At 55.2% G+C, this 22,137-nt stretch carries 13 protein-coding genes; 8 read left to right on the top strand and 5 right to left on the bottom strand.

Annotated features, from left to right (window positions below; translation table 11 throughout):
* Window positions 1–228: 228 nt before the first annotated feature.
* Complete coding sequence (locus ACL2XQ_RS02115) at window positions 229–1,278, bottom strand: aldo/keto reductase (RefSeq protein WP_410012308.1); 1,050 nt, start codon at window positions 1,276–1,278, stop codon at window positions 229–231.
* A gap of 379 nt (window positions 1,279–1,657) precedes the next feature.
* Between ACL2XQ_RS02115 and agp the strand changes: the two genes are divergently transcribed.
* The 4 genes from agp (at window position 1,658) to ACL2XQ_RS02095 (ending at window position 5,448) form a co-directional block, all read left to right on the top strand.
* Window positions 1,658–2,974 (top strand): bifunctional glucose-1-phosphatase/inositol phosphatase, encoded by a 1,317-nt coding sequence (gene agp, locus ACL2XQ_RS02110; protein WP_413740017.1) that lies wholly within the window; start codon window positions 1,658–1,660, stop codon window positions 2,972–2,974.
* A gap of 81 nt (window positions 2,975–3,055) precedes the next feature.
* Entirely contained in the window at window positions 3,056–3,553 is a 498-nt protein-coding gene (locus ACL2XQ_RS02105; protein ID WP_410012311.1) for a thiol-disulfide oxidoreductase DCC family protein, read from the top strand.
* Window positions 3,554–3,691: 138 nt separating this feature from the next.
* The gene (locus tag ACL2XQ_RS02100) at window positions 3,692–4,159 is read left to right on the top strand and encodes a MarR family winged helix-turn-helix transcriptional regulator (RefSeq protein ID WP_410012312.1); all 468 of its coding nucleotides are present in this window, start codon (window positions 3,692–3,694) and stop codon (window positions 4,157–4,159) included.
* Window positions 4,160–4,185: 26 nt separating this feature from the next.
* Complete coding sequence (locus ACL2XQ_RS02095; protein ID WP_413740016.1) at window positions 4,186–5,448, top strand: MFS transporter; 1,263 nt, start codon at window positions 4,186–4,188, stop codon at window positions 5,446–5,448.
* 14 nt (window positions 5,449–5,462) lie between these two features.
* Here ACL2XQ_RS02095 and ACL2XQ_RS02090 read toward each other — a convergent pair whose 3' ends face one another.
* From ACL2XQ_RS02090 to ACL2XQ_RS02080, 3 genes are all read right to left on the bottom strand, one after another.
* Complete coding sequence (locus ACL2XQ_RS02090) at window positions 5,463–6,431, bottom strand: MBL fold metallo-hydrolase (protein ID WP_413740015.1); 969 nt, start codon at window positions 6,429–6,431, stop codon at window positions 5,463–5,465.
* Between the two features lie 244 nt (window positions 6,432–6,675).
* The gene (locus tag ACL2XQ_RS02085; RefSeq protein ID WP_410012315.1) at window positions 6,676–7,458 is read right to left on the bottom strand and encodes an ABC transporter ATP-binding protein; all 783 of its coding nucleotides are present in this window, start codon (window positions 7,456–7,458) and stop codon (window positions 6,676–6,678) included.
* Window positions 7,459–7,801: 343 nt separating this feature from the next.
* Complete coding sequence (locus ACL2XQ_RS02080) at window positions 7,802–9,454, bottom strand: glucan biosynthesis protein D (RefSeq protein WP_413722012.1); 1,653 nt, start codon at window positions 9,452–9,454, stop codon at window positions 7,802–7,804.
* A 315-nt stretch (window positions 9,455–9,769) separates the two neighbouring features.
* On the opposite strand from ACL2XQ_RS02080, the gene ACL2XQ_RS02075 reads away from it, so the two are divergent.
* Window positions 9,770–11,104 carry an MFS transporter gene (locus ACL2XQ_RS02075; protein ID WP_413727248.1) on the top strand — a complete coding sequence of 445 codons (1,335 nt, stop codon included), beginning with the start codon at window positions 9,770–9,772 and terminating at the stop codon, window positions 11,102–11,104.
* 123 nt (window positions 11,105–11,227) lie between these two features.
* A complete protein-coding gene (locus ACL2XQ_RS02070; RefSeq protein ID WP_410012318.1) occupies window positions 11,228–11,770 on the top strand; it encodes an N-acetyltransferase family protein in 543 nt (180 codons plus the stop codon).
* 72 nt (window positions 11,771–11,842) lie between these two features.
* Here ACL2XQ_RS02070 and ACL2XQ_RS02065 read toward each other — a convergent pair whose 3' ends face one another.
* On the bottom strand, window positions 11,843–14,296 hold the full coding sequence (locus ACL2XQ_RS02065; RefSeq protein ID WP_413740014.1) for a DUF3772 domain-containing protein: 2,454 nt from the start codon (window positions 14,294–14,296) through the stop codon (window positions 11,843–11,845).
* 541 nt (window positions 14,297–14,837) lie between these two features.
* Here ACL2XQ_RS02065 and ACL2XQ_RS02060 point away from each other — a divergent pair.
* Both ACL2XQ_RS02060 and ACL2XQ_RS02055 read left to right on the top strand, forming a co-directional pair.
* Complete coding sequence (locus ACL2XQ_RS02060) at window positions 14,838–16,127, top strand: DUF445 domain-containing protein (protein ID WP_413740013.1); 1,290 nt, start codon at window positions 14,838–14,840, stop codon at window positions 16,125–16,127.
* A 194-nt stretch (window positions 16,128–16,321) separates the two neighbouring features.
* Window positions 16,322–22,132, top strand: a complete 5,811-nt coding sequence (locus ACL2XQ_RS02055) for a hypothetical protein (RefSeq protein ID WP_413740012.1) — start codon at window positions 16,322–16,324, stop codon at window positions 22,130–22,132.
* Window positions 22,133–22,137: the final 5 nt, after the last annotated feature.

The following is a 22,137-nucleotide window of genomic DNA, read 5'->3' as shown; positions in this document are numbered from 1 at the left end:
AACCTCAATATTACCTAGCGGGACACTGTAAATGACGTGATTTCATTATCAGAGCCCATAAATAAAAATATTATATTTGTTTTAATGAAAGTAGTGTGAAGATAAGTAATTAATAAAATACTTCCCTAAGACGCTTCACGCCGTCATTCGCCTTTTACTGGCATCGGCGCGGCGCATTGATATATGCCGCGCGCCGATGCCTGCAAATATTGCACCAGGCGGGAGGCGCTAGGCTTTATTCGCCTCGTTTAGGCGCTTGCGACGATTCTCGCCCTGGCGCTCCAGCATCCAGCCGGGATATTCCGCCGGCAGGGCGCTGACCTTATCCAGCCGGGCCAGTTCATCCGGCGACAGGGTGATGGCGGTGGCGGCGATATTGTCTTCCAACTGCTCGATTTTTTTCGCCCCGATGATAACGCTGGTCACCACCGGCTGATGCAGCAGCCAGGCCAGGGCGATCTGCGCCACCGACACCCCTTTGGCATCGCCGATTTCGCGCATGACGTCAATACAGTCATACGCGCGTTCCTTATCAACCGGCGGAAAATCAAAGGTGGTGCGGCGGCTGCCTTCCACCCCGGCGGTATGGCGGTCGTATTTGCCGCTTAGCAAGCCGCCGGCCAAGGGGCTCCAGGTCAGCAGGCCGACCTTCTCGCTTTGCAGCAACGGCACCAGTTCCCGTTCCAGGTCCCGGCCGGCGATAGTGTAGTAGGCCTGCAGCGATTCAAACCTCGCCAATCCCAGGCGCGCGGAGATGCCCAGCGCCTTCATGATCTGCCACGCGCTCCAGTTGGAGACGCCGATATAACGCACATGCCCGTGCTGCACCAGATTATCCAGGGCATACAGCGTTTCCTCGATTGGCGTGGCAGGGTCGAAGCCGTGCACCTGGTAGAGATCGATATGATCAAGCTGCAGGCGCTTCAGGCTGGCCTTCACGCCCTCCATAATATGAAAGCGCGACAGTCCCGAGGAATTCACGCCCTGGGTGCCGCTGGCGCCGAAGACCTTGGTGGCCACCACCACGTCTTCCCGCGCCACCTTCAGGTTTTTCAGGGCCTGGCCGGTAATGGTTTCCGACCGGCCTTCCGAATAGACGTTGGCGGTATCGATAAAATTGATGCCGGCGTCCAGGGAGCGGCCGATAAGCCGTTCGGCGTCCGCCTGCTGCAGGTTGCCGATCTGTCCCCACATGCCGCCCTCGCCGCCAAAGGTCATGGTGCCCAGGCAGAGCTCGGAAACAAATAAACCGGTATTGCCGAATGTACTGTAACGCATAATTCCTCCGAAAAAAAATCTCCCCGCCGTGGCCCGCCGCAACATGGACATCCGTGTTTAAATTAAACAAATGCGACGCGCATCAGCGGCAGGCACGGCAGGGAGGGAACAGAGAGGGGATGGATAACAGAACGCGGGGCCGGTGGTAGCGCGCCTACGCTTTGCCGATCCTGAGTATAGACCAGATTAATTTATACCGGATCACGCCGGTAAGCATGGCGGTTTAAGTAACTTTTTGTGTTTTTGTCAGGGGCGGTGCCGGCAGTGTGACGTCGATCCCTCTATTTTCCTTATTAATGACTATTCTGAAAATACTTTATATTCAATAGAATATATTTACCTGCATATAATTGGCATCGGTTTTTTTAGGAAAATATCAATGAAAAGAACACTCCCCGGTTATGCCCTTGGCCTGCTGGCGCTGCAATGTGCCATGTCTTCCGCCCCCCTGCGGGCAGCCGAAAACAACGCCCGGATCCCCGCGGGTTATACCCTGGAGCAAGTGGTGGCGCTCAGCCGCCACGGTATCCGCGCGCCGCTGGTGAACTATGGCGACGCGCTGGCGGAAGCGACGCCGCAAAAATGGCCGGTATGGCAAACCGACGGCGGACTGCTCACCCCCAAGGGCGGCGAAGTGGAACAACATGTCGGCCGGTATTTCCGGCAATGGCTGGCGCAAACCGGCCTGCTTCCCAGGGAGGGTTGCCCCGCGGACCAGCAGGTGTTTATCTATGCCAACAGCCTGCCGCGCACCATTGATACCGCAAAAGCATTTATCGCCGGCGCCTTTCCCACCTGCGGCATTGACGTTACCCATCAGGCCGCCGTCGGCACCATGGATCCGACGTTTAATCCGATCATCACCGCCGAGGTGACCGATAGCTTTAAGCAAAACGCGCTGGATTCGGTTAACCGGCACGCGGGGGACGGCGGCATCGACGGCCTGAACCAGCGGCTGCAGCCGAACTACCGCCTGCTGGAAACCGTATTGGATTATCGGCAAAGCACGGTCTGCCTGCGGGACCATACCTGTGATCTTGCCGCGCAACCGTCGTCGGTGACGCTGACCACCGGCAGGGAACCGGGCATCAACGGCCCGCTGCGCACCGCCACCGGCGCCACCGATGCGTTTATGCTGCAATATTATGAAGGCTTTCCGCTTAAGGATGTCGCCTGGGGCAAAGTGACCACCGATAAGCAATGGCGGCAGTTGGAGACAATTAAAAACCTGTACCACGAAACGCTGTTCGGCTCGCCGGCCATCGCCGCCAATGCGGCCAAGCCCCTGCTGAGCTTTATCGCCGGCGCCCTGGATGTCCAGCCGGCGGCGGATGCCAATCAACAGGCCGCGCAGCGGGCGAAGCTGACGGTGCTGGCAGGTCATGATTCCAATATCGCCTCGCTCCTGGCGGCGCTGCGCACCGGCGATTATCAACTGCCGGGCCAGTTTGAACGCACCCCCATCAGCGGCGCCGTGGTATTTCAGCGCTGGCACGACGCTCGACACAATCGTGATCTGATGAAAATCGAATATGTGTATCCCACCGCCAGGCAAATTCGCAATACGCGTGCGCTGTCGCTTTCCGCGCCGCCGCAACGTGTCACTCTACATATTGCGGGATGTCCGGTGGATGCCCGCGGGTTCTGCCCGATGGCGCAGTTCAAACAGGCGGTACTCAAGGATTTACAGGGCTGACGCCGCAGGCGCGGCGGGAGGCAGTCACCCCGCGCCGCCCGGTGGCGCGGCGCCGGGATCGGTTTTAAGGGGGTAAGCATCATGGAAAACGCCAGACGCAAATCAACCGCGCCGCTGCTCTATGTTATCCGCAATCAACGCCTCACGCCCCCGCCGCATTTGCTGGCCGGCGAGCGGGTGATCCTGTTTGACGGCGAATGCGTGTTATGCCAGCGGCTGGTGCGTTTTCTGATCCGCGCCGACCGGCGCAAAAAAATCCATCTGGCCACGGTGCAATCGCCGGCCGGCCAGGATCTTCTGCGCTGGGCCGGATTGCCCACCGATAACTTCAGCACCATCGCCTATATCGCCAACGGCGAGGTATCGACCCGCTCGACGGCCTTTTTCGCCGCCCTGGCCGAGCTTGGCTGGCCATGGCGCGCACTGCTGATCCTGCGTTTTTTCCCGCAGGTGATCAAAGACGGCATCTATAACGCCGTCGCCCGCAATCGCTATCGCTGGTTCGGCAAGCTGCCCGCCGGCACCCCGCCCCCCGATGACGGCCAGGGTCGTCGCTACCTGGATCACGGCAGGGGCTGAGGTGTTGCGCTTTACCCGTTGCCATGGCTGAACCCGGGCGCCGTAATGTCATAACAAGTTACCGGCATTAACATCCGCGCGCACTATTTATGAAGGATACCTTTGTAGTTTACCTGTATATCTGCTATTCATTCCGTTATGAAAACCCAATTGCTACCCAACGATGCCGATGCCGCGCGTACCTTGACCCTGGTCAGGGATTTTCGTGTCCTGATCGGCCAGCTGAAACGCCGGCTGCGCGAGGAAACTCGGCCGGGCGGACTGACGCCGGCGCAAACTGCCGTTATTATCCGCCTGGAGCGCGAGGGCCCCATGACCGTCACCGGCCTTGCCCGGTGCGAGGGCATGCGCCCGCAATCCATGGGCGCCACCGTGGCCGCCCTGCAAACGGCCGGACTGGTCGGCGCCACGGCGGACCCGGCCGACGGACGGCAGACCTTGCTCTCATTGACCGACGCCTGCCGGCAGTGGGTTGCCGACAATCGGGCGGCCCGGGAGGACTGGTTGTTCCAGGCCGTGCGGTCCAAATTCTCGCCGCAGGAACAGCGGGAACTGGCCAACGCGGTAGCATTGCTTCAACGCCTTGTCGACGACCCGCGCCCATGACCGGCCCAGGCGGTACGGCCACGGGGATGTTCCGTTCATTACGCAATGTCAATTACCGGATATGGGCCGGCGGCGCGCTGGTGTCCAATATCGGTACCTGGATGCAGCGCACCGCACAGGACTGGCTGGTGCTGACGCAACTTACCCATAATAACGCCACCGCCGTCGGGGTGGTGATGGCGCTGCAGTTTGGCCCGCAGATCCTGCTGCTGCCCCTGACGGGATTCGCCGCCGATTATGTCGACCGGCGAAAACTCCTGATCGCCACCCAGGCGTCCATGGGCATCTTGGCTCTGGCACTGGGTCTCCTGACGGTGACCGGGTTGGTGCAGTTATGGCACGTCTATGTATTTGCGTTCTTACTGGGCTGCGCCACGGCGTTCGACGCGCCGACGCGCCAGACATTTGTCGCCGAGCTGGTGGCGCAAGCCGACCTGCCGAATGCGGTAGCGTTGAACTCCACCTCGTTCAACACGGCGCGCATGGTCGGCCCGGCCCTTGCCGGGATACTGATTGCCGTGGTGGGATCGGGCTGGCTGTTTCTTATCAATGCCGCCTCCTTTATCGCCGTGCTGGGCTCGCTGCATGCCCTGCGTCACGGTGAACTGTATGCGCGCGACCGGACGATGCGCGCGCCGGGAAGCTTCGCCGGGGGATTTCGTTATGTCTGGGCCCGGCCGGAACTCAAGACCATCCTGCTGATGATCTTTTTAATGGGTACCTTCGGGCTGAATTTCCCTATTTTTATCGCCACCATGTCGGTCAGCGTATTTCATACCGGCGCCAGCCAGTACGGATTGTTAACCTCGACGATGGCATTTGGCTCGGTTATCGGCGCGCTGCTCGCCGCCCGGCGCGCCACCACCGGCATCTCACTGCTGTTCACCCATACCCTCATCTTTGGTCTCGGCCTGGCGCTTGCCGCCGTTATGCCCAATTATCTGCTGTTCAGCGTCATGCTGGTGTTTATCGGCGTGACGGCGCAAACGTTAACCACCTCGGCAATCAGCCTGATGCAACTGACCACCGAACCCGCCATGCGCGGGCGCGTTATGGCCATTTTCCTGGCCATCGCCCTGGGCGGCACCCCCATCGGCGCCCCGGCGGTGGGCTGGGTGGCCGACAGGTTCGGCCCGCGCTGGGCAATGGGCATCGGCGCCGCCGCGGGACTGGCCGCCGCGCTGGTCGGCATGTACTACCTGGTTAAATATCGTCACCTGCGCGTGCGTGTCGAACAGCGGCGCCTGCGCTTTATCCTCGACGACGATCCCCTGGCCGCGCCGCGTTAACCCGGCCAACGCGTTTAGCGTACCTCGCCATAACCCACCGGCGTCCAACGGTATCCCTGTTGCCCGTTTTCGCTGACATAACCGATGCCGGGAAAGGTGATATGGGCGCCGGCAATCAGTGTTCTCTGATGCGCCATCAGTTTTAACAGGCCGGCACGGGTTTTCACCGCCTGGGCGCCGTCGGCGTCAAACCCCACCGCCAGCTGCGGATGGGCGAACTGCAGGGCGGAGTAGTGCACGATATCGCCCCAGAAAAAAATACGCTGCCCGCCCTCTTCCAGGACAAAACCGCTGTGTCCCGGCGTATGGCCGGGCAAGGCAATGGGCTGCAGGCCGGGGAGCAGGTCTTTGCCGGCGGTAAAGGTTTTCAGTTTGCCTGCGTCTTTCAACGGCGTCAGGATATCCCGCGCGCGCTGGAAACCCAACTGCTGCGCCTGCGGCGCCTTGGCGGCCCGGCTTGCCGACAGCCAATAGTCCACCTCCGGCTTAGCCGCCCAGACGGTGGCGTTCGGATAGGCCGGCCTGCCGTCGGCGGTCACCAGCCCGCCGATATGATCGCCATGCATATGGGTTAATAAAATAGTGTCCACCTGCTCCGGTGCGTATCCAGATGCCTTCAGATTGGCCATTACCTGACCGAAACCCGGGCCCAGCAGTTTGCCGCCGCCGCTGTCGATCAGGATCAGGTGTTCGCCGGTATTGATCAGAAAGCTGTTAACCGATCCGTTAACCACCTTGGGCGCGTCGCCGTCCACTTGCGCGACATAACGTTGCAATTCTTCAGGCGTGGCGTTTTTAAACAGGGTCAGGGGAAAGGTGGAGCTGCCGTCATACAGGGCGGTGACTTCCGCATTGCCGACCATAATCCGATAGTAGCCCGGGGCCTGGCTTTTGATCTGCGGCGTGGCGGCAGCCCACGCAAACGGCATCATTGCCGCGGCGCAGAGCAGGATAGCGGCGCGGGTAACGGCTTTAATCATCATGATAAGTCCTCCGGCGATGGGTTCAGGTAGTGAGAAGCCTTCCTACCTTACCTGCAATCGCTCACTTTTACATCAATATCATGACTAATCAATGCCCTATCCCTATGCCGGCGTGGCTTAGCGTGGGCCGACATCCCTAGGGAATACCGGCTTGCCATGCTGCCCAACGGCGCGCCTGCCGGGTGTACGGGCAACGATAGCCGGAAGGCCGCCCCGGTAAAGCGCCATGCGCGTGTTGCCTTCGCTACTGCGCCCGCTGTTGATGACTGGAGATAAACTGCCGGAAACGTTCGGACGGGTGGTGATTAAATAATTCCTCCGGCGTGCCCTGCGCCTCGATAGCGCCCTGATGCATAAACACCACTCGATTGGAAACGCCGCGGGCGAAACCCATTTCATGAGTGACCACCAGCATGGTGCGGCCCTCCTCCGCCAGCGCCCGCATGACCTTGAGCACCTCGCCCACAAGTTCTGGATCGAGCGCGGAAGTCGGCTCATCGAACAACATCACTTCCGGATCCATGGCCAGCGCGCGCGCAATGGCGACCCGCTGCTGCTGGCCGCCGGACATCTGGGACGGATAATAATTGCGGCGATCATATAACCCCACTTTCGCCAGCAGCTGTTCGCCCCGTTCGATACAGAGCTTGCGCGTTCGTTTCAGCACATGCTGTGGACCTTCGATCACATTTTGCAGCGCGGTCATATGGGGCCAAAGATTAAAATTCTGGAACACCATGCCGAGCCGGGCGCGGATCTTATCAATCTGGCGCCGATCGGCGGGCTGCTGATGCCCGCGCCGGTGTCGCTTCATGACGATGGTCTCGCCGCCAATGGCCACGGTGCCTTCATCCGGCGTTTCCAGCAAATTGATGCAGCGCAGAAAAGTGCTTTTGCCGGAGCCGCTGGCGCCCAATAGGGAAATCACCTCGCCCTGGCGCGCATCCAGCGATATGCCTTTTAATACTTCCTGGTCGCCAAAGGATTTGCGAATGCCGATCATCGACAGGGTTATGGGGGAAGGCATACGGCGGCTCCATCAGAAAATAACGCGAAGGTGGGACTTGTATAGACAAGAGCAAGCAATTACAGGGCCAATAATGAGCACAAAAAACACTCATGGTAACCGTATGATTAATCATGTTATTCGTGGATTTTTTCCAGGATGGCAAACGTACGCGGCGGCCATACTTCCGCTTTTGGTGCAAGAGAGGGGAGGAATGCACTACGGTGAGGCCCGGTCATAACGCATTGTGGCTCAGCGTGGCCCAAATGCCGCTGATCGGCCGCGCATCATGGCCCGGACGTTGAAAAAGGGCGGAGCTGCCCGCTCCGCCCTATGCGCTGCCGGTGCAAGCAACGCGGTTCCGTCAGCTCATCTGGCGGTCGTCGACATACTTACGCTTATCGGGAGGCGGCGGAAAATACTGGTACAGCCAGGTTTCGCTCAGCACATTGCCGCGCGTGCGCAGGAACATGCGCAGCTCCACCGGGTCAATCGAATCGCTGTCCGGCGTCCAGTCGAACAGGATACGATACCCGTCCATCGGTTCGACAAACAGGATCTCGATATTATCGATCTTGCCGCGCGTGGGGGTAATCACCGGTTCTATCCCCTGGGACGCTGCGGCCTTGATGTCGCCGCCGACAAAATCGATGGCGAAGCGGCGCGCCCAGGTGGCGGGATAGTGCTCGCCCGGCGCCCAGCCTTCAGGGAATCCGCCCATGCCGGTACGGGTGGCCTTAACCCGCGCCAGGGGACTGCTGACCGGCGGTTCGCCGCTCCAGTACAGACGATAGCTGAAGCTGAGCTCTTGCCCGGCCTGGATAGGCTCGGCGGGTTGCCAGAAGCAGACGATATTGTCCAGGGTTTCGCCGGTGGTCGGGATCTCCAGCAGGTTGACCGACCCTTTGCCCCAGTCGCCCACCGGCTCTACCCACAGGCTGGGCCGCTTATTATACCAGCCGATCACATCCTGGTAATTGTCAAAATCATGATCGAGCTGCAGCAGGCCGAACCCCTTGGGATTTTCATCAAGGTACTCGTTAAACTGCAGTCGCTGGGGATTATTCAGCGGGCGGCAGATCCATTCGCCGTTGCCGCGCCACATCGCCAGGCGATCGGAATCGTGGATTTGCGGATGGATGGTATCGCAGGTGCGCCGTTCGTTGGTGCCGCAGCTGAACATACTGGTTATCGGCGTCACGCCGAGCTGCTTGATGGCCGTGCGGGCATGGATATGTTTCTCGATATCCATTACCACCCGTTCGGCCTCGCAATGGATGACAAAACGATAGGCGCCGGTGGCGCTGGGGCTGTCGAGCAGCGCGTACAACGTAAAGGTGGTATCGGCGGGCTGCGGTTTATCGAACCAGAAAGCGACAAAATCAGGAAATTCTTCCCGTTGATCGGTAAAGGTGTCGATGGCCAGCCCGCGCGCCGACAGGCCGTACTGATAGGTATCGTCCACCGCGCGGAAATAGCTGGCGCCAAGGAAGGAAACCACGTCGCGTCGGGTCAGCTCCGGCGCCTTATTGACTTTAAAACCGGCAAAACCCAGGTTATCGCGCCCCTGGAGCTGAGCGGTGTCCACCCCGGCGTTATGGTAGTTAAACAGCTCGGGCCGAAAATGGATCTCCTTGGCAAGATGGGCCTGCGGATCAACGGAATACATCCGCACCCGGCGCTTGAATCCCATGCCGACATGAAACAGATGCACATCCAGCTGACGGCCGGGGACGTCATGCCATAGCGAATGGTTGGCATCGTACTGGATATCGTTATAAGCCTGGGGAGTCAGTTCGGCCAGGGTCTTCGGCAGTTCTGCCGGAGGACCGCCAAAGGCCTGCCCCGCCAGATTGGCGGCCATGGTCTTCAGCGTGGAAAAATCAAACGCGGTTGCGCTGCCGTCGGCGACGGTGTCGGCGGCCTGCGCCGAGCGCACGAATAATGATGCCATGGCGGGCACGCCGCAATAGGCGGCCAGGGCCAATGAAGCTTTGATAAATGATCTTCGTTCCATGCCGGAAAAGGTTCCTATGACTGGCAGTATAGTGACCGCGCGGAGCCGTGCGCCGACAGGCGTCGCGGCGGGCTTCGGGCACTCGGCTCCTCCCGGGTTCGACTTTTTCGACAGCGGGCGGGATAAAAAATTCCACGGAAAAAAATTACAGCGCCAATGAGTTTACGGGAAATACGTCGCGGATGCGCGGGTTGGGCAAAAATATCTCTCTGCTTTGGGGTTAACGTAGCCATGAAGATAAATGAGACTTGGATCACTTTTTAAACCCCGGCGGCAATGTTAATAAAATGTTTTTGATTGCATGGGTTATTAATTATGTCTTCACCTGACTCCCACGCCGGGATTCACCAGGCCGGCATCATGACCGTCTTTCGCGTCACCAGCGGCAACTTCCTGGAAATGTACGATTTTATGGTCTTCGGCTATTACGCCAGCGCCATCGCCGCGGCGTTTTTCCCGAATAATAATCCGTTCGCCTCGTTAATGATGACCCTGATGACCTTCGGCGCCGGGTTCCTGATGCGCCCGCTGGGCGCCCTGGTGCTTGGGGCCTATATCGACCGCCACGGCCGCCGCAAGGGGCTGTTGCTTACCCTGGCGCTGATGGCGTTCGGCACCCTGACCATCGCCTGCGTGCCCGGCTACGCCACCCTGGGCGTGGCGGCGCCGGCGCTGGTGCTGCTGGGACGCCTGCTGCAAGGGTTTTCCGCCGGCGTGGAGCTGGGCGGCGTATCGGTTTACCTGGCCGAGATCGCCCCGCCGGGCAAGAAGGGCTTTTATGTCAGTTGGCAATCCGCCAGCCAGCAGGTGGCGGTTATCTTTGCCGCCCTGCTCGGCGTGGCGCTGCATCATCTGTTTGGCGAGGCCGTCATGGCGGCCTGGGGCTGGCGGGTACCGTTTTTTATCGGTTGCCTGATTGTGCCGGTGCTGTTCTGGATCCGGCGCATGCTGGAGGAAACCAATGCATTCAAACAGCGCCCCCACCATCCCCATACCGCCGATATCATGCGCTCAATGGCGGAAAACTGGCGGCTGGTGCTGGTGGGCATGTTTATGGTGACCACCACCACCGTGGCGTTTTATATGATCACCGCCTTTACGCCCACCTATGGCAAAAGCGTGCTGCATTTCAGCGAGCAGCAAAGTTTTATCGTCACGATGTGCGTCGGCGTTTCCAATCTGTTCTGGCTGCCGGTCATGGGCGCCATGTCGGATAAAATCGGCCGGCGGCCGCTGTTGCTGGCCTGTAGCGCCCTGATGTTGCTGACCGCTTATCCAGTGCTGCACTGGCTGGTGGTCGCCCCGGCGTTCGGCCGGCTGATGATGGCCCAGCTGTGGCTGTCTTTTCTCTACGCCAGCTATAACGCCGCCATGGTGGTCACGCTTGCCGAAGTCATGCCGGCCGACGTGCGCGCCACCGGTTTCTCCATGGCCTACAGCCTGGCGACGGCCATTTTCGGCGGTTTTACGCCGGCGGTTTCCAGCTATCTCATCCATGCCAGCGGCGATAAGGCCATGCCGGGGGCCTGGCTGTCGCTGGCAGCGCTGCTGGGCCTTATCGCGGCGCTGTTGTTGCCGAGGATGCGTCGCTACGGCGCGGTGTTCCGACGTGCACGGGCCATGCCGGCGGGCGTGGGACAAAATGACTAGCCGGGGCCAAAATGCGGCGGTACCCTGTTTTGCTTATGGCGTCGATAAGAGAAAGCGGCTACCCGGCGCGGAATTTCTGCATTATGCTGAACGCCTGATGTATTTGATTGACAGGCCGATAACGTGTCCATTACCCCCTTAAGCATCACCGACGCCACCGACGCGGATATGACCGCCATCCAGGCGATATACGCCTGGCATGTCCTGCACGGCATCGCCTCTTTCGAGACCGAACCACCCTGCCTGGCGGACATGGCGGCGCGGCGCGCCGGCGTGTTGGCGAAGGGATTGCCCTGGCTGGCGGCAAGGCTCGACGGTCGGGTGGTCGGCTACTGTTACCTGGGATTATATCGTCCGCGCCATGCCTACCGTTTTACCGTGGAGGACTCGGTCTATATTCATCCGGAAATGGGCGGCCAGGGAATAGGTTATGCCCTGCTGGCCGAGGCCATCGAGCGGGCGCAGCGGGGCGGCTGGCGCCAGATGCTGGCGGTTATCGGCGACAGCGGCAATATTGGTTCCATTCGTCTGCACGAAAAACTGGGATTCCGGCTTATCGGCACCCTGGCCGCCGTTGGGTTTAAGCATGGCCGCTGGGTCGACACGCTGCTGATGCAGCGGCCGCTGGGTGAAGGACAGGATACCTTGCCCGGGCCGGCCGCATAGCGGCCATGCCATAACGGATCCCCCGCCGCCGGGCGCCAGGCCCGTCATTGCCGACGCCGCGGTTTTAACGGGCTACTGGGCCGTGGTGTCCAGTATGCCCGGCGCCGACGGCGGCGAATTCTCGAAAATCATTTTCTGCGGCGTAGACAGCACGATGCCGGCGGCGCGCATGCGTTTAAGCATGTCAAACAACAGATCGCTTTTGGTGCCCGCCACGATACGCGGACTGCTGACGAACCCGGTTACGCTTAGCGTAATACCGCTGGGGCCAAGCTGGCTGAAGGTCACCGAGGGCGCGGGCGTATCCTGGATGGACTCATGATCGCGGTAGGTCTCAAGCAACAGATTACGCACCTGCTCCGGGTCGATATCCAACGGGAACGTCAGGGCGATGGTCGCCACGCCCTGGGCGTTGCCCATGGTGGCGTTACGCACGTTCTGGGAAATGAACTGTGAATTCGGCACGATAACGGTAGACCTGTCGCCCAGCTGGATTTCGGTGGCGCGCACGTTAATACGCCGGATGTCCCCCTCGACGCCGCTGATGGTGATCAAATCGCCTACTTTTACCGGGCGCTCAATCAGCAGGATAATGCCGGAAATAAAATTCTTCACGATTTCCTGCAAGCCGAAACCGATGCCCACCGACAGGGCGCTGACGATCCACGCCAGGTTGTTCCACTGGATGCCCAGCGTCGACAGCGTCAGCAGGGCGATCAGCACATACCCGATATTGCTGAACAGGATCACCAGCGAAGCGCGCATGCCGGGCTCCATCATGGTCTGCGGCAGGAAATCCTTATCCAGCCATCGCCTGGCCGAGCGCAGCACATAGATGCCGATGGCCAGGAAAATCAACGCGTTCATCACATGCGCCGGGACGATATTCAGCTTCTCCAGCCCCTTGCCGCCCCACATATCGATGGCCTTGTTCAGCAACGCCAGCGGGGTGGTGGAACCAAAGGTGCCGTTAAGCAACGCCACCGCGGCAAACAGGATCAGCACCGTTTTACCGATGGCCGACAACAGCGTGGAGGCCTGGGCCAGGTGGCGGTCGTCAAGGCCGAGGGAGTGTTTAATACGCTGGCCGACCAGGGTGGCAGGGGAAAACAAGCTATCGGACAGATCCACCACCAGGTGGATCAGCAGATAAAGGCAGGACAGGATAATGCCCACCCACACCAGCTCATATGTCAGGAACCGCGCCAGGGCGATATAGCCGATCAGCAGGGAAACAAGGATGGCGATGGCGGTGACGGTAATGCACAAGTGAATCAGCCCGGCCAGCGTCCTGCGCGCTTCCGGCTCCCCGCCTTCGGCCAGAAGCTTGCGCCGGGTACGGTTGGTGCGCAGCGGCGCGTAGCCTGCGGTCAGCGCCACCAGCAGCGCCGAAATGCCGTTGCCGAAAATCGTGGTGGCGACGCTGGTGCCGACCAGGTTATTCATCTGCTCCACCGCGCCGAACACCAGAATAAACGACGCCAGCATCGGCGGCAGCGAACGCATCGCCATGGCCACCGGATCGGCGATGGCCATCAGCCGCCACGAGGGGCGCTTGATGGAGAGCAATCCGCGGCCGAGCCCGGCAATCAACGCCGAAAACAGGGTGAGCTTAAAGATTTCGATGATAAAATCCGTCACCAGCTGCGAGACATCGGGATGGCGGAGAAACAGCAGCAAAATCAGCTGCGCCCCCAGCCCGACGCTGAATACGGTCACCAACGCGGTGGCGCAGGCCAGGAAACTGCGCCGCAGGCGCCCTTCCGGCAGGATATTGATACAGAACCACGCCGTCAGCTTGTCCAATAACCGACTGGCCAACGCCCAGACGGCCAGCGCCATGATCAGCAGCGCGGCCGAGCCAAAGCGCCACTCGGGCTCCCAGGCCGCAAGCCAGGCGTCTTTTAACTGTTCCCCAAAATTGTCCAGACGCCGCTTGTCTTCCGGCGCGGTATTGAACAACGGCGACCAGAAGCTACCCGACAGGATGCTGCCCGAGTTCAGCGCCATCTGCGTGCGCAGCGCATTGCGGCGGATATCGACGATTTGCACCGATAAGTTGGTGGCGCCGGTACTGATGGCCTTGGCATGTTCGAGCTGCCCGTCGATAAGCGTTTTGCTTTTATTCAGAGCATTGCGTTGCTGGGCGACCACGCTGGTCTCGGGCATCGCCCCCTCGGCGGGCGGCGGCCCCAGGATATCGAGCTGAGCCTGGACCTGGGCCCGATCCGGCTGGATGGCGGCCACCAGCGCGTCGGCGTCGGCGGCTAATTGCAGCGTCTCATCGTTCAGCGCGCTCAGCTGATTGTCATTGGTGGCGGCTGAGACGCGTTGCTTGATGCTGTCCAACTGCTTTTGCAGTTTGGGCAATTCCACGCTGGCCACCAGTTTCGGCGCGGCGGGGGCGGCGCCGGCCGGTGCGGGATCGGCGGCAAAGACAACATTGATGGGGGAAAAACCCGCCGCGATGATAAACACCATCAGGACGCAACGGTGCAAACATGTCCGAAAGAAAAAGTTATACATAGAGTAAATGATTCCGAAAATCAACGATGCCGTGGCCGCTACGCCGGTTGTTGTGCATGCGACGCTCACAGATAACTGCCGGTACTGATTATTATCTGCCGTCGTCCGCCGCTAGGCCGATAACGGTTTAATATTGTATGGCATTTTATTTGCCCCCTAATATTACACTGAATACCATCAAGCGTGTTGCCGTCAGCGGAGGAAACTTGCACGATGGCTGCCGGTGACGGGGGCGTTGCCGACGGTATCGTAGGGCAAATCACGGGTAAACGCGTTAAGACTTCTCTTGAACACGCCGGCGCCGGCAGGTGATAAGAATGCGTTAACGGCAAGGCGCGCGAAGGAAGGGATCGGCCGCCTATTCGTTTACCGCCGGATGAAATGCCGACTACGCTTAAGGAACCTGAACGTTAACCACCGCACGAGAAGTCGTTCACACGCCCGATGGCGTGCGCCTCTTCTGCGCAGTCACCGGCGGCTGTCCCCGAGCGTTAGAGCGCCAAGGCCACGGCCGCCTGATGGATGCCGATATTAGTACTTTATGACTAAACAAACGGAACTGAAAAAAATCAAACGGGTGGCTCTGCTGTTATTGGCCGTGGCCGCGGGCATATTTGTCGCGACGCTGTTTATACCGCCCGGCTTTTGGCGCGATGGAATCAAGGCCGTCGCCGAGGCGGCAATGGTCGGCGCCATGGCCGATTGGTTTGCCGTCGTAGCGCTGTTCAGGCGGGTGCCGATCCCGTTCATCGCCGCCCACACCGCCATTATTCCGCGCAATAAAAACAAAATTGCCGATAACCTGGCGCTGTTCGTCCGGGAAAAATTCCTCAATACGTCGTCCCTTGCCGGCCTTATCAGGAAACACGATCCGGCGCAGACCATTGCCGGCTGGCTGACCGACCCCGCCAACGCCGATCGTCTGGGCGGCCAAATCCTGCAGCTGATGCGCGGCTTTCTCGACTTTACCGATGACCGGCGCATCCAGGGTTTTATCCGCCGCGCCCTGGACGCTGTGATAGATAAAATCGACCTGTCCGTTTCCGTCGGCGCCATCCTGGACAGCCTGACCAAAGACGGCCGGCATCAGGATTTGCTGGACGCGGGGCTGCGCCAACTGGTTAAACTGCTGAACAAATCTTCCACCCGCACGCTTATCGCCGATCAGATTATCCAATGGCTTAAACGTGAGCATCCGCTGAAAGAAAAGGTTTTGCCGACGGAATGGCTTGGCGAACACAGCGCCACGGCGGTGGCCAACGCGGTGAACGCCTGGCTGGATGAAATTGGCCGCGATCGCGGCCATGAGCTGCGCGGGCGGTTCGATCGGCTGGCGCAAAAATTGATCGAGCGGCTAAAACACGACCCCGCTACTGCCCGCCGGGCGGAGGAAATCAAACATTACTTGAAAAACGATGAGGTGTTGAATACCTATATCAGCGGCCTGTGGGGTGATGTGCGCGGCTGGCTGAAAGACGATCTGGATCGGCCGGACTCGGTATTGCATGGCAAGGTGACCGACGCCGGCCTCTGGATGGGCCGGACGCTGGCGGAGGATGCCAGCCTGCGCGCTTCGTTAAACCAGCATCTGGAACAGGCGGCCCTGCGCATGGCGCCCGACTTCTCGGCCTTCCTGACCCAACATATCAGCGATACGGTAAAAAGCTGGGACGCGCGCGATATGTCGCGGCAAATAGAACTGAACATCGGCAAGGATCTGCAGTTTATTCGCATCAACGGCACGCTGGTGGGGGGATTTATCGGCCTGGTGTTGTACCTGCTGTCGCAATTACCGGCTGTGCCGGCCATGCTGCGCCTATGGTTGCAATAACAATAAACAACGGCATTTTTTTGCGTTCGTTAGCAAGCGCTTTTTTATCACAAATACATTAACGAAAAATCCACTGTCCTTTCTTAATTAACATGCTCCAATATGCCTTATATAGCACGCCATAATATTATGGCGCCCCGCTTACTTTTCCCGTCGGCAAGCTGCACAGATGCCTATAAATCACTGGAGATACTATGTTAAATACAACTATCAGCCAATATAATTGCTTTTTAACAAAAGAATCCAACGTCGCTGTCGCCGGTCATGCCAACTCATCAACAATTAATAATTACTATCAAAAAATTAACAACGTTCAGAACCAACATTATACTAATCTGCCGTCAAAGCAGCGCGAATGCGTATCTAAACCACATAACGGTATTGACACTGAAGAAACAGCTGAACAAAAATTAAAAGCGGATCGGTTATACGCCTGCGTGGCTTTATTTAAAAAACATCCCGAAAGCGTATCCACGGCGACAACCGGAAAAAATATTACCATCACTATTGCCGATCAATCCCTTAGCATACCGACCCGCAAGATTGTCTTGCCAGGCGGCTATGGTGTTTATATCGCGGAAATGGACGGGCGGTGGCTGCTTTCCGATGGGGAGATCTATCATATTGACGATCTTGCCGGTCCGCCCCGCACCTGGATGGACAATTTGGTCAATCTGCTGGAGCATCTCGCGGGCGTGGTCAGCGGCTATTACGCGAGCCGGATTTTCCAGGCACAACCCCGGGGCACACCGGGGCCGCAACAAGCAAAAATCGCCGCATCGGGGCACCGGCCCAACGCGCAAGCACGCGATATCGGTCCTTCCCCGCTGCGTGCCTCCGGCATATTAACCACCCTGTGGCAATCCCGTCATAGGTTCTTTCTACCCACATTGTTACCTGGCGCCGGCGCGGCAGCGGTAGATGACATTGAGCGGCGGCATGACCACGCCTTGCCCTTGTTTTCCGACCCGCCGATAACAGAAAACGACGATAATGGAAAAAATCATATCTGTGAAACAAACTTACATATCGCTAATCATGCAGCCAAAGAATTATATACGGAAATTAAACAGCAATATATCCCATTGGCGAAAGGTAAAATTTACTCGCTAGAATGGATGTACGATCTCAATATTTTTTTATACGACAAAATAACTGAACTATTTAACGATATTTCATACCTTAACAATATAGTGCAGTTTACTGATATTATAATGATCAAAAAATATATCGAAAACAATATTGAAGATTGTATTAAATCATCAGCAAAAATAACAAAATATGAAAATTCCAGCAGAAACTATTTCAAAGAGCAAAGGATGGTGGCCGATTTTTATCCTCAGATTAGCCACCACATTGAAGAGGCGTTGGGAAAAATCAATTTCAAACTTTTGCGTGAATTGATAGATTTTAAAAATGGCATTTCGTATGCCGATGCCAAAAAAAACCTGCTGCAACTGATTAAAGAATCATCATTAGACGATGTTGAAATGTATAGAGAACAATATACAATGCTTATTTTAATGCAAGAAGCGCAGCATAAATACGAAAGATCATTATTTAGTGATTCAATCCCAACAATAGACAGACTCATCTATTACAATTCCCGGGAAATATATATTGACATGCTCGATGAACAGCCCAAAAATCTCAAGCGGATTCTTATTAAGCGTTTTTTTTATTATATTTTCGAGTATAGCAGGAACAATGGTCTAAGCATTCAGGGCAATTATCTTTTTATTCCAGGAGAGCTGACTGAATACAGAAATCTTTTTGACCAGCCGGTCCCACCGTTAAGCGAAGAGGAAATAGCCGAGCTGGTGGCAAAGCAGATCGTGGATTTTATCCACGGCAGTGATAAATATCATCCCCATATCGACCGGTTGCTGCGTGACATCGCTTTTTATCGTACCCGCCTAGCTACTCACAACGCAGGCCAACGCTGGCAGGATGAAAGTTTGCTACCCTACCAAGAGACATTACATTGCCTTGAGAAAAGCGCGGCCACCAATCTTGCGCGTATGGACGATCCTGCCTATGCGCATAATCCTCAATGGATTAATACTTTATTCGATCAAATTAAATATGACAAGGAATGCATTTTATTGTTGAGTTTCCTTGAAAAGCTGCAAACCTCCTTAATAATTATAGTCGACGAGCATCAGCACGAACAAGTGTTGTTAGGCAGTAACACGGATGAGCAACGGCTGGCGGAAGCAAAAATCATGGCGATGATAATGGCCTTCCCCGGCGACGCCAGCAACAAATCAAAGCAGGACATACTCAACCAATACTTCCACCGCGTTACTATGGGCGATATTGAACTGCTTTTGAGAGCGTCAATCTACTGGTACATGGATTATCATCGCGTCCGGCCGGATCAGTTAAGCGAACTCAATTCATTATTTATCATCAAGCAATTTCAAGATGCAAAAAAAATGGTCGCGCTTGATTTCGAGTCGCGATCCGTTGAAAATTTCAAAAAAATATTTGAGTTGAAACCCTCGAGTGAATTTGATTCAGCCAGGGATTTTTATAACCAATTTATCCATTATAAAGCTTATTCCCTACAACAGGAAGCACGGCAATTTACATATAAAATTCTTTCCCGTTCGCAATTAGATTATTTGGATATGATCTATCCCCCCAAGGAAGTACATACTTTTAAAATCTATTCTAGGAATTACGTCCAGAATTCATTATCTCCCAATACTGATATCTTCGCGCCAAATAATAACTTTGGCACTTTTTCCCTGATTAAAACTTACAGTCATAAACTCATTATGGCATGCACTCTTTTTAGCGCTCCATTTATCAAAGAGATATCGATATCTCCTGAGAATGTCATACTTAGTTTTATTCGGGCTGAACATAAAAAAACCAATTTCGACCTTAACTGGCTTAATCGCCGGAAAATATCTATAACAACGGATGATTTATTAGAGCTTTTTAATATTCATTTTGACAACTCTACGTTGCGTATGTCGCCATTGAGTCTTTTCCTGATTGAACCAGAAGAAAACATTGCCAGCATGCCCACACCGGATTATGTTCTGGTGGCGGGAAAAGAAAAAGATGGATATAAGACGCTGATGGAAATAGTGGACTACTGGAATACGCAAATGCTAAAGGAGATAACAGATCAGTTAAAAATTTCGCTACGAGAAAGAAAATGGTGGCAAGAGTTGCTGGCGTTAATACCCTTTTATGAAATCTTGTGGAAGGAATGGCATGACGCTGACAACCAGCCCAATGGCATAGAAATCATATTCGATACTTTTGATCTGGCTTTTATGCTCGCGCAATTAACCGGTAGTGCGGCCAAAGGAACCGGGATATTATACAAACGTTTATTTAACATTGCCAATATCGATAACCTGCCCGTTAAGCAGCTGAATAGGGCTATTTCAAAAATACTGGTTGAAGAATTACCCACTATTGCAAGAAAAAGCTCGGGTTCTGTTGTTAGCAGCCTTATCGGTTATCTAAATCCGTTGCCGATACATTCCATATTCTCAAGGCAGGTAAAGCATCACTTATCTAAAAATATGGCCACGGTAATTTCATGGATGAGCAATTTTATTCTAAATAATATGGAGCAAAGAATGACTAATTTTATTCTTTGGTCCGCTAAAATTGATAAAAATTTGCTCTCTCAAAAAAACAACGATGGCACATTTATCCTTGATCAGGGACAGGGGACCACGCAGAAATTTATCGAGATTGACGATTATTTCTTTCAGGTTATTTGGGATGCCGCGATAAAATCCTGGCGTGTCGTCAAACCGACCGAGGTTATAAATTTCAATTACGCCATCCCTATGTATAAAAACGATAAAGGCAAATGGAGTGCCACCTATTTTTTGGATAATGACCGCTTCCCTATATACATGCGCTCCGGCCGTCGAACCCGGCATATAAATAAAGAAATTGATATTTTTACCATGGAACCATTACGCGCCATACAATTTACGAAAGACCATTACCGGGACAATAAATGGATGTACATTTACATGTTAGAAATCATGGTAAATGACTACACCACCCATATGAAAAATTTATTTGACCAAAACAGCGACATAAGTAATATGTTAACCGACTTTGTAGATTGTCTTGCCGACGAGCATAAATTCCGTGAGGTCTTTACGCAGGGATCCGGTGAGGAAAACATTATGCTGCGCCACTTTGTAACCGGTTTAGCACTGGATGGGGGAGTGGGCGTCGCCTACCGCATGCAACGCTTATGGCAGAATGAGCACGATCGTTTGCCGGTAGATCATATTGTTTTAGTCTTAAAGATAAATGGGAATAATTATATTGTTGATATGACCTACCTTCGTCCGTACGGAGCCGGGCTCATTGAAGACCGGCAGGTTTTTAATGAACCCGAATGGGCATATCTGATTAAAAAAACCATCAGCAACGATTACCCCCTGATAAAATACAAAGATTTCAGTAAAATTAAATCGGCTATCGCCTTTCCCTATCGTGAGGCGGAACATCCGGGAAAATACGTCAAAGGCGCGTTCTTGCTGCGTGAACCTATATGGTATAAAACCGCAGGGATTAAATATTATTATCGCTATGTCAAGGAAAAATTACCTGCTGAGTATGATGATACCCCTTCCGTTTTGTCGGCAGCGCGTAACATGACCGCTGAATATGATCGTATTGATCGAACAGATGAAAATCATCATATGAAAGTGACCTTTCCTTTTCTCATTTTGAAAGAGGCTAAACTTCTCAGCGCCCAGGAAACGGAAGATATGCAGCAAAAAACCACGCGGGCATTAGGTCAAAATTATCCCAGCCAGAGCTACATGTCAGCCGGTGTCGAACTGCTGGAAATCGATGATTTGTTAAAAATAAAGCCGGGAAAATTGCTCGCGGTATTCTATGATGATTTATATTTAAGCCATTTATTACTCAGCGTCGGCGATGGCCGCTTTGCAGGCGTAGGCAATAATTTATTTAACCCGCTGTTCGAGACCGGGCCTTCGATTATCCTGGCCGAAGAAATGGGTACTTTTTCCGAAGGCAAGCTCACGATAAGAAACACGTCCGAACAATATACCCTGATCGCAGGTAATCTTTTTAACGCGCCGCCTGATGAACCCGTTATGTCGGACAGGCTGGCGTTTCAGAAGATTGTTAACACCACTACGTATGGTGAAGAGGCCATCGCAGAATTTCCTGTGGCCGCAAGGGAAAAAACGCTGACCCAAAATACCTGGACGCTGGCGGCTTCGGCTGATAATCCCGCGGTGCTGACGCTTAAAATGGAGGCTGTCCCACAAAATATTTATCCCTCCCGCCCCCGCGAAATGGCGCACATTATCCGCGGTCTGGTTTATGCCAACAGCAAGCTGCCCGACCTCGCGCAGGTACGATATATGGAATTAATCACCCTCTTTGATGGATTTGCGCCTCATTCCCAGCGGGGACAGGTGCTGGCTAATGATCTCAGGCTCAACATCCAGCTGGGCCCCTATCTGGCGACAGATAACATCAGGCAACGGCAGCCCCATTGGTTTACCCGCTTTTCACCCTCTACCGTCGAACCGGGTGAAGCATTGCCAGCGCCGGTAACGCACAGGCATGGCGCTACTGAACATCGCCGGGGCTATGCAAAAACCAGGCGCCTGGCTGATATGGTGGAAATGCTTATTACCATCAGAAAATCACTCAATAACGCCCGCATCAAACGAAACGTCACTTTTTTACCCGATATTTTGAGTGATTTAGCGCGACTTATCATTCGCGATATGAATTTCTATGATTTTACCGGCATCTACCGGCAGCAGTTGGATAAAGAGTCTGAAGAAAAAATTTATCATATTCTCAGGGAGTACCAGGACTATATTGCGGAAGCGGACGAATATTACCTGCAGTGTTTTTTCGATATCCTTTTTTCCGTCAAGAATTTCCGCCGTCTTACCGAATTGATTTATCCCATGCCCATAACTACCGCGAACCATACGTTGCCATTATGGCCCTACAGCTGATGAAC

The organism is Sodalis sp. RH14, from assembly GCF_047324285.1.
Lineage (GTDB): Bacteria > Pseudomonadota > Gammaproteobacteria > Enterobacterales > Enterobacteriaceae > Acerihabitans.
This window is presented reverse-complemented; position numbering and strand designations above follow the sequence as displayed.

Excerpts from the sequence above, each read along its gene's own strand:
- ACL2XQ_RS02115 (WP_410012308.1), bottom strand. The coding sequence starts at position 1,278 with ATGCGTTACAGTACATTCGGCAATACCGGTTTATTTGTTTCCGAGCTC.
- agp (WP_413740017.1), top strand. The coding sequence starts at position 1,658 with ATGAAAAGAACACTCCCCGGTTATGCCCTTGGCCTGCTGGCGCTGCAA.
- ACL2XQ_RS02105 (WP_410012311.1), top strand. The coding sequence starts at position 3,056 with ATGGAAAACGCCAGACGCAAATCAACCGCGCCGCTGCTCTATGTTATC.
- ACL2XQ_RS02100 (WP_410012312.1), top strand. The coding sequence starts at position 3,692 with ATGAAAACCCAATTGCTACCCAACGATGCCGATGCCGCGCGTACCTTG.
- ACL2XQ_RS02095 (WP_413740016.1), top strand. The coding sequence starts at position 4,186 with ATGTTCCGTTCATTACGCAATGTCAATTACCGGATATGGGCCGGCGGC.
- ACL2XQ_RS02090 (WP_413740015.1), bottom strand. The coding sequence starts at position 6,431 with ATGATGATTAAAGCCGTTACCCGCGCCGCTATCCTGCTCTGCGCCGCG.
- ACL2XQ_RS02085 (WP_410012315.1), bottom strand. The coding sequence starts at position 7,458 with ATGCCTTCCCCCATAACCCTGTCGATGATCGGCATTCGCAAATCCTTT.
- ACL2XQ_RS02080 (WP_413722012.1), bottom strand. The coding sequence starts at position 9,454 with ATGGAACGAAGATCATTTATCAAAGCTTCATTGGCCCTGGCCGCCTAT.
- ACL2XQ_RS02075 (WP_413727248.1), top strand. The coding sequence starts at position 9,770 with ATGTCTTCACCTGACTCCCACGCCGGGATTCACCAGGCCGGCATCATG.
- ACL2XQ_RS02065 (WP_413740014.1), bottom strand. The coding sequence starts at position 14,296 with ATGTATAACTTTTTCTTTCGGACATGTTTGCACCGTTGCGTCCTGATG.
- ACL2XQ_RS02060 (WP_413740013.1), top strand. The coding sequence starts at position 14,838 with ATGACTAAACAAACGGAACTGAAAAAAATCAAACGGGTGGCTCTGCTG.
- ACL2XQ_RS02055 (WP_413740012.1), top strand. The coding sequence starts at position 16,322 with ATGTTAAATACAACTATCAGCCAATATAATTGCTTTTTAACAAAAGAA.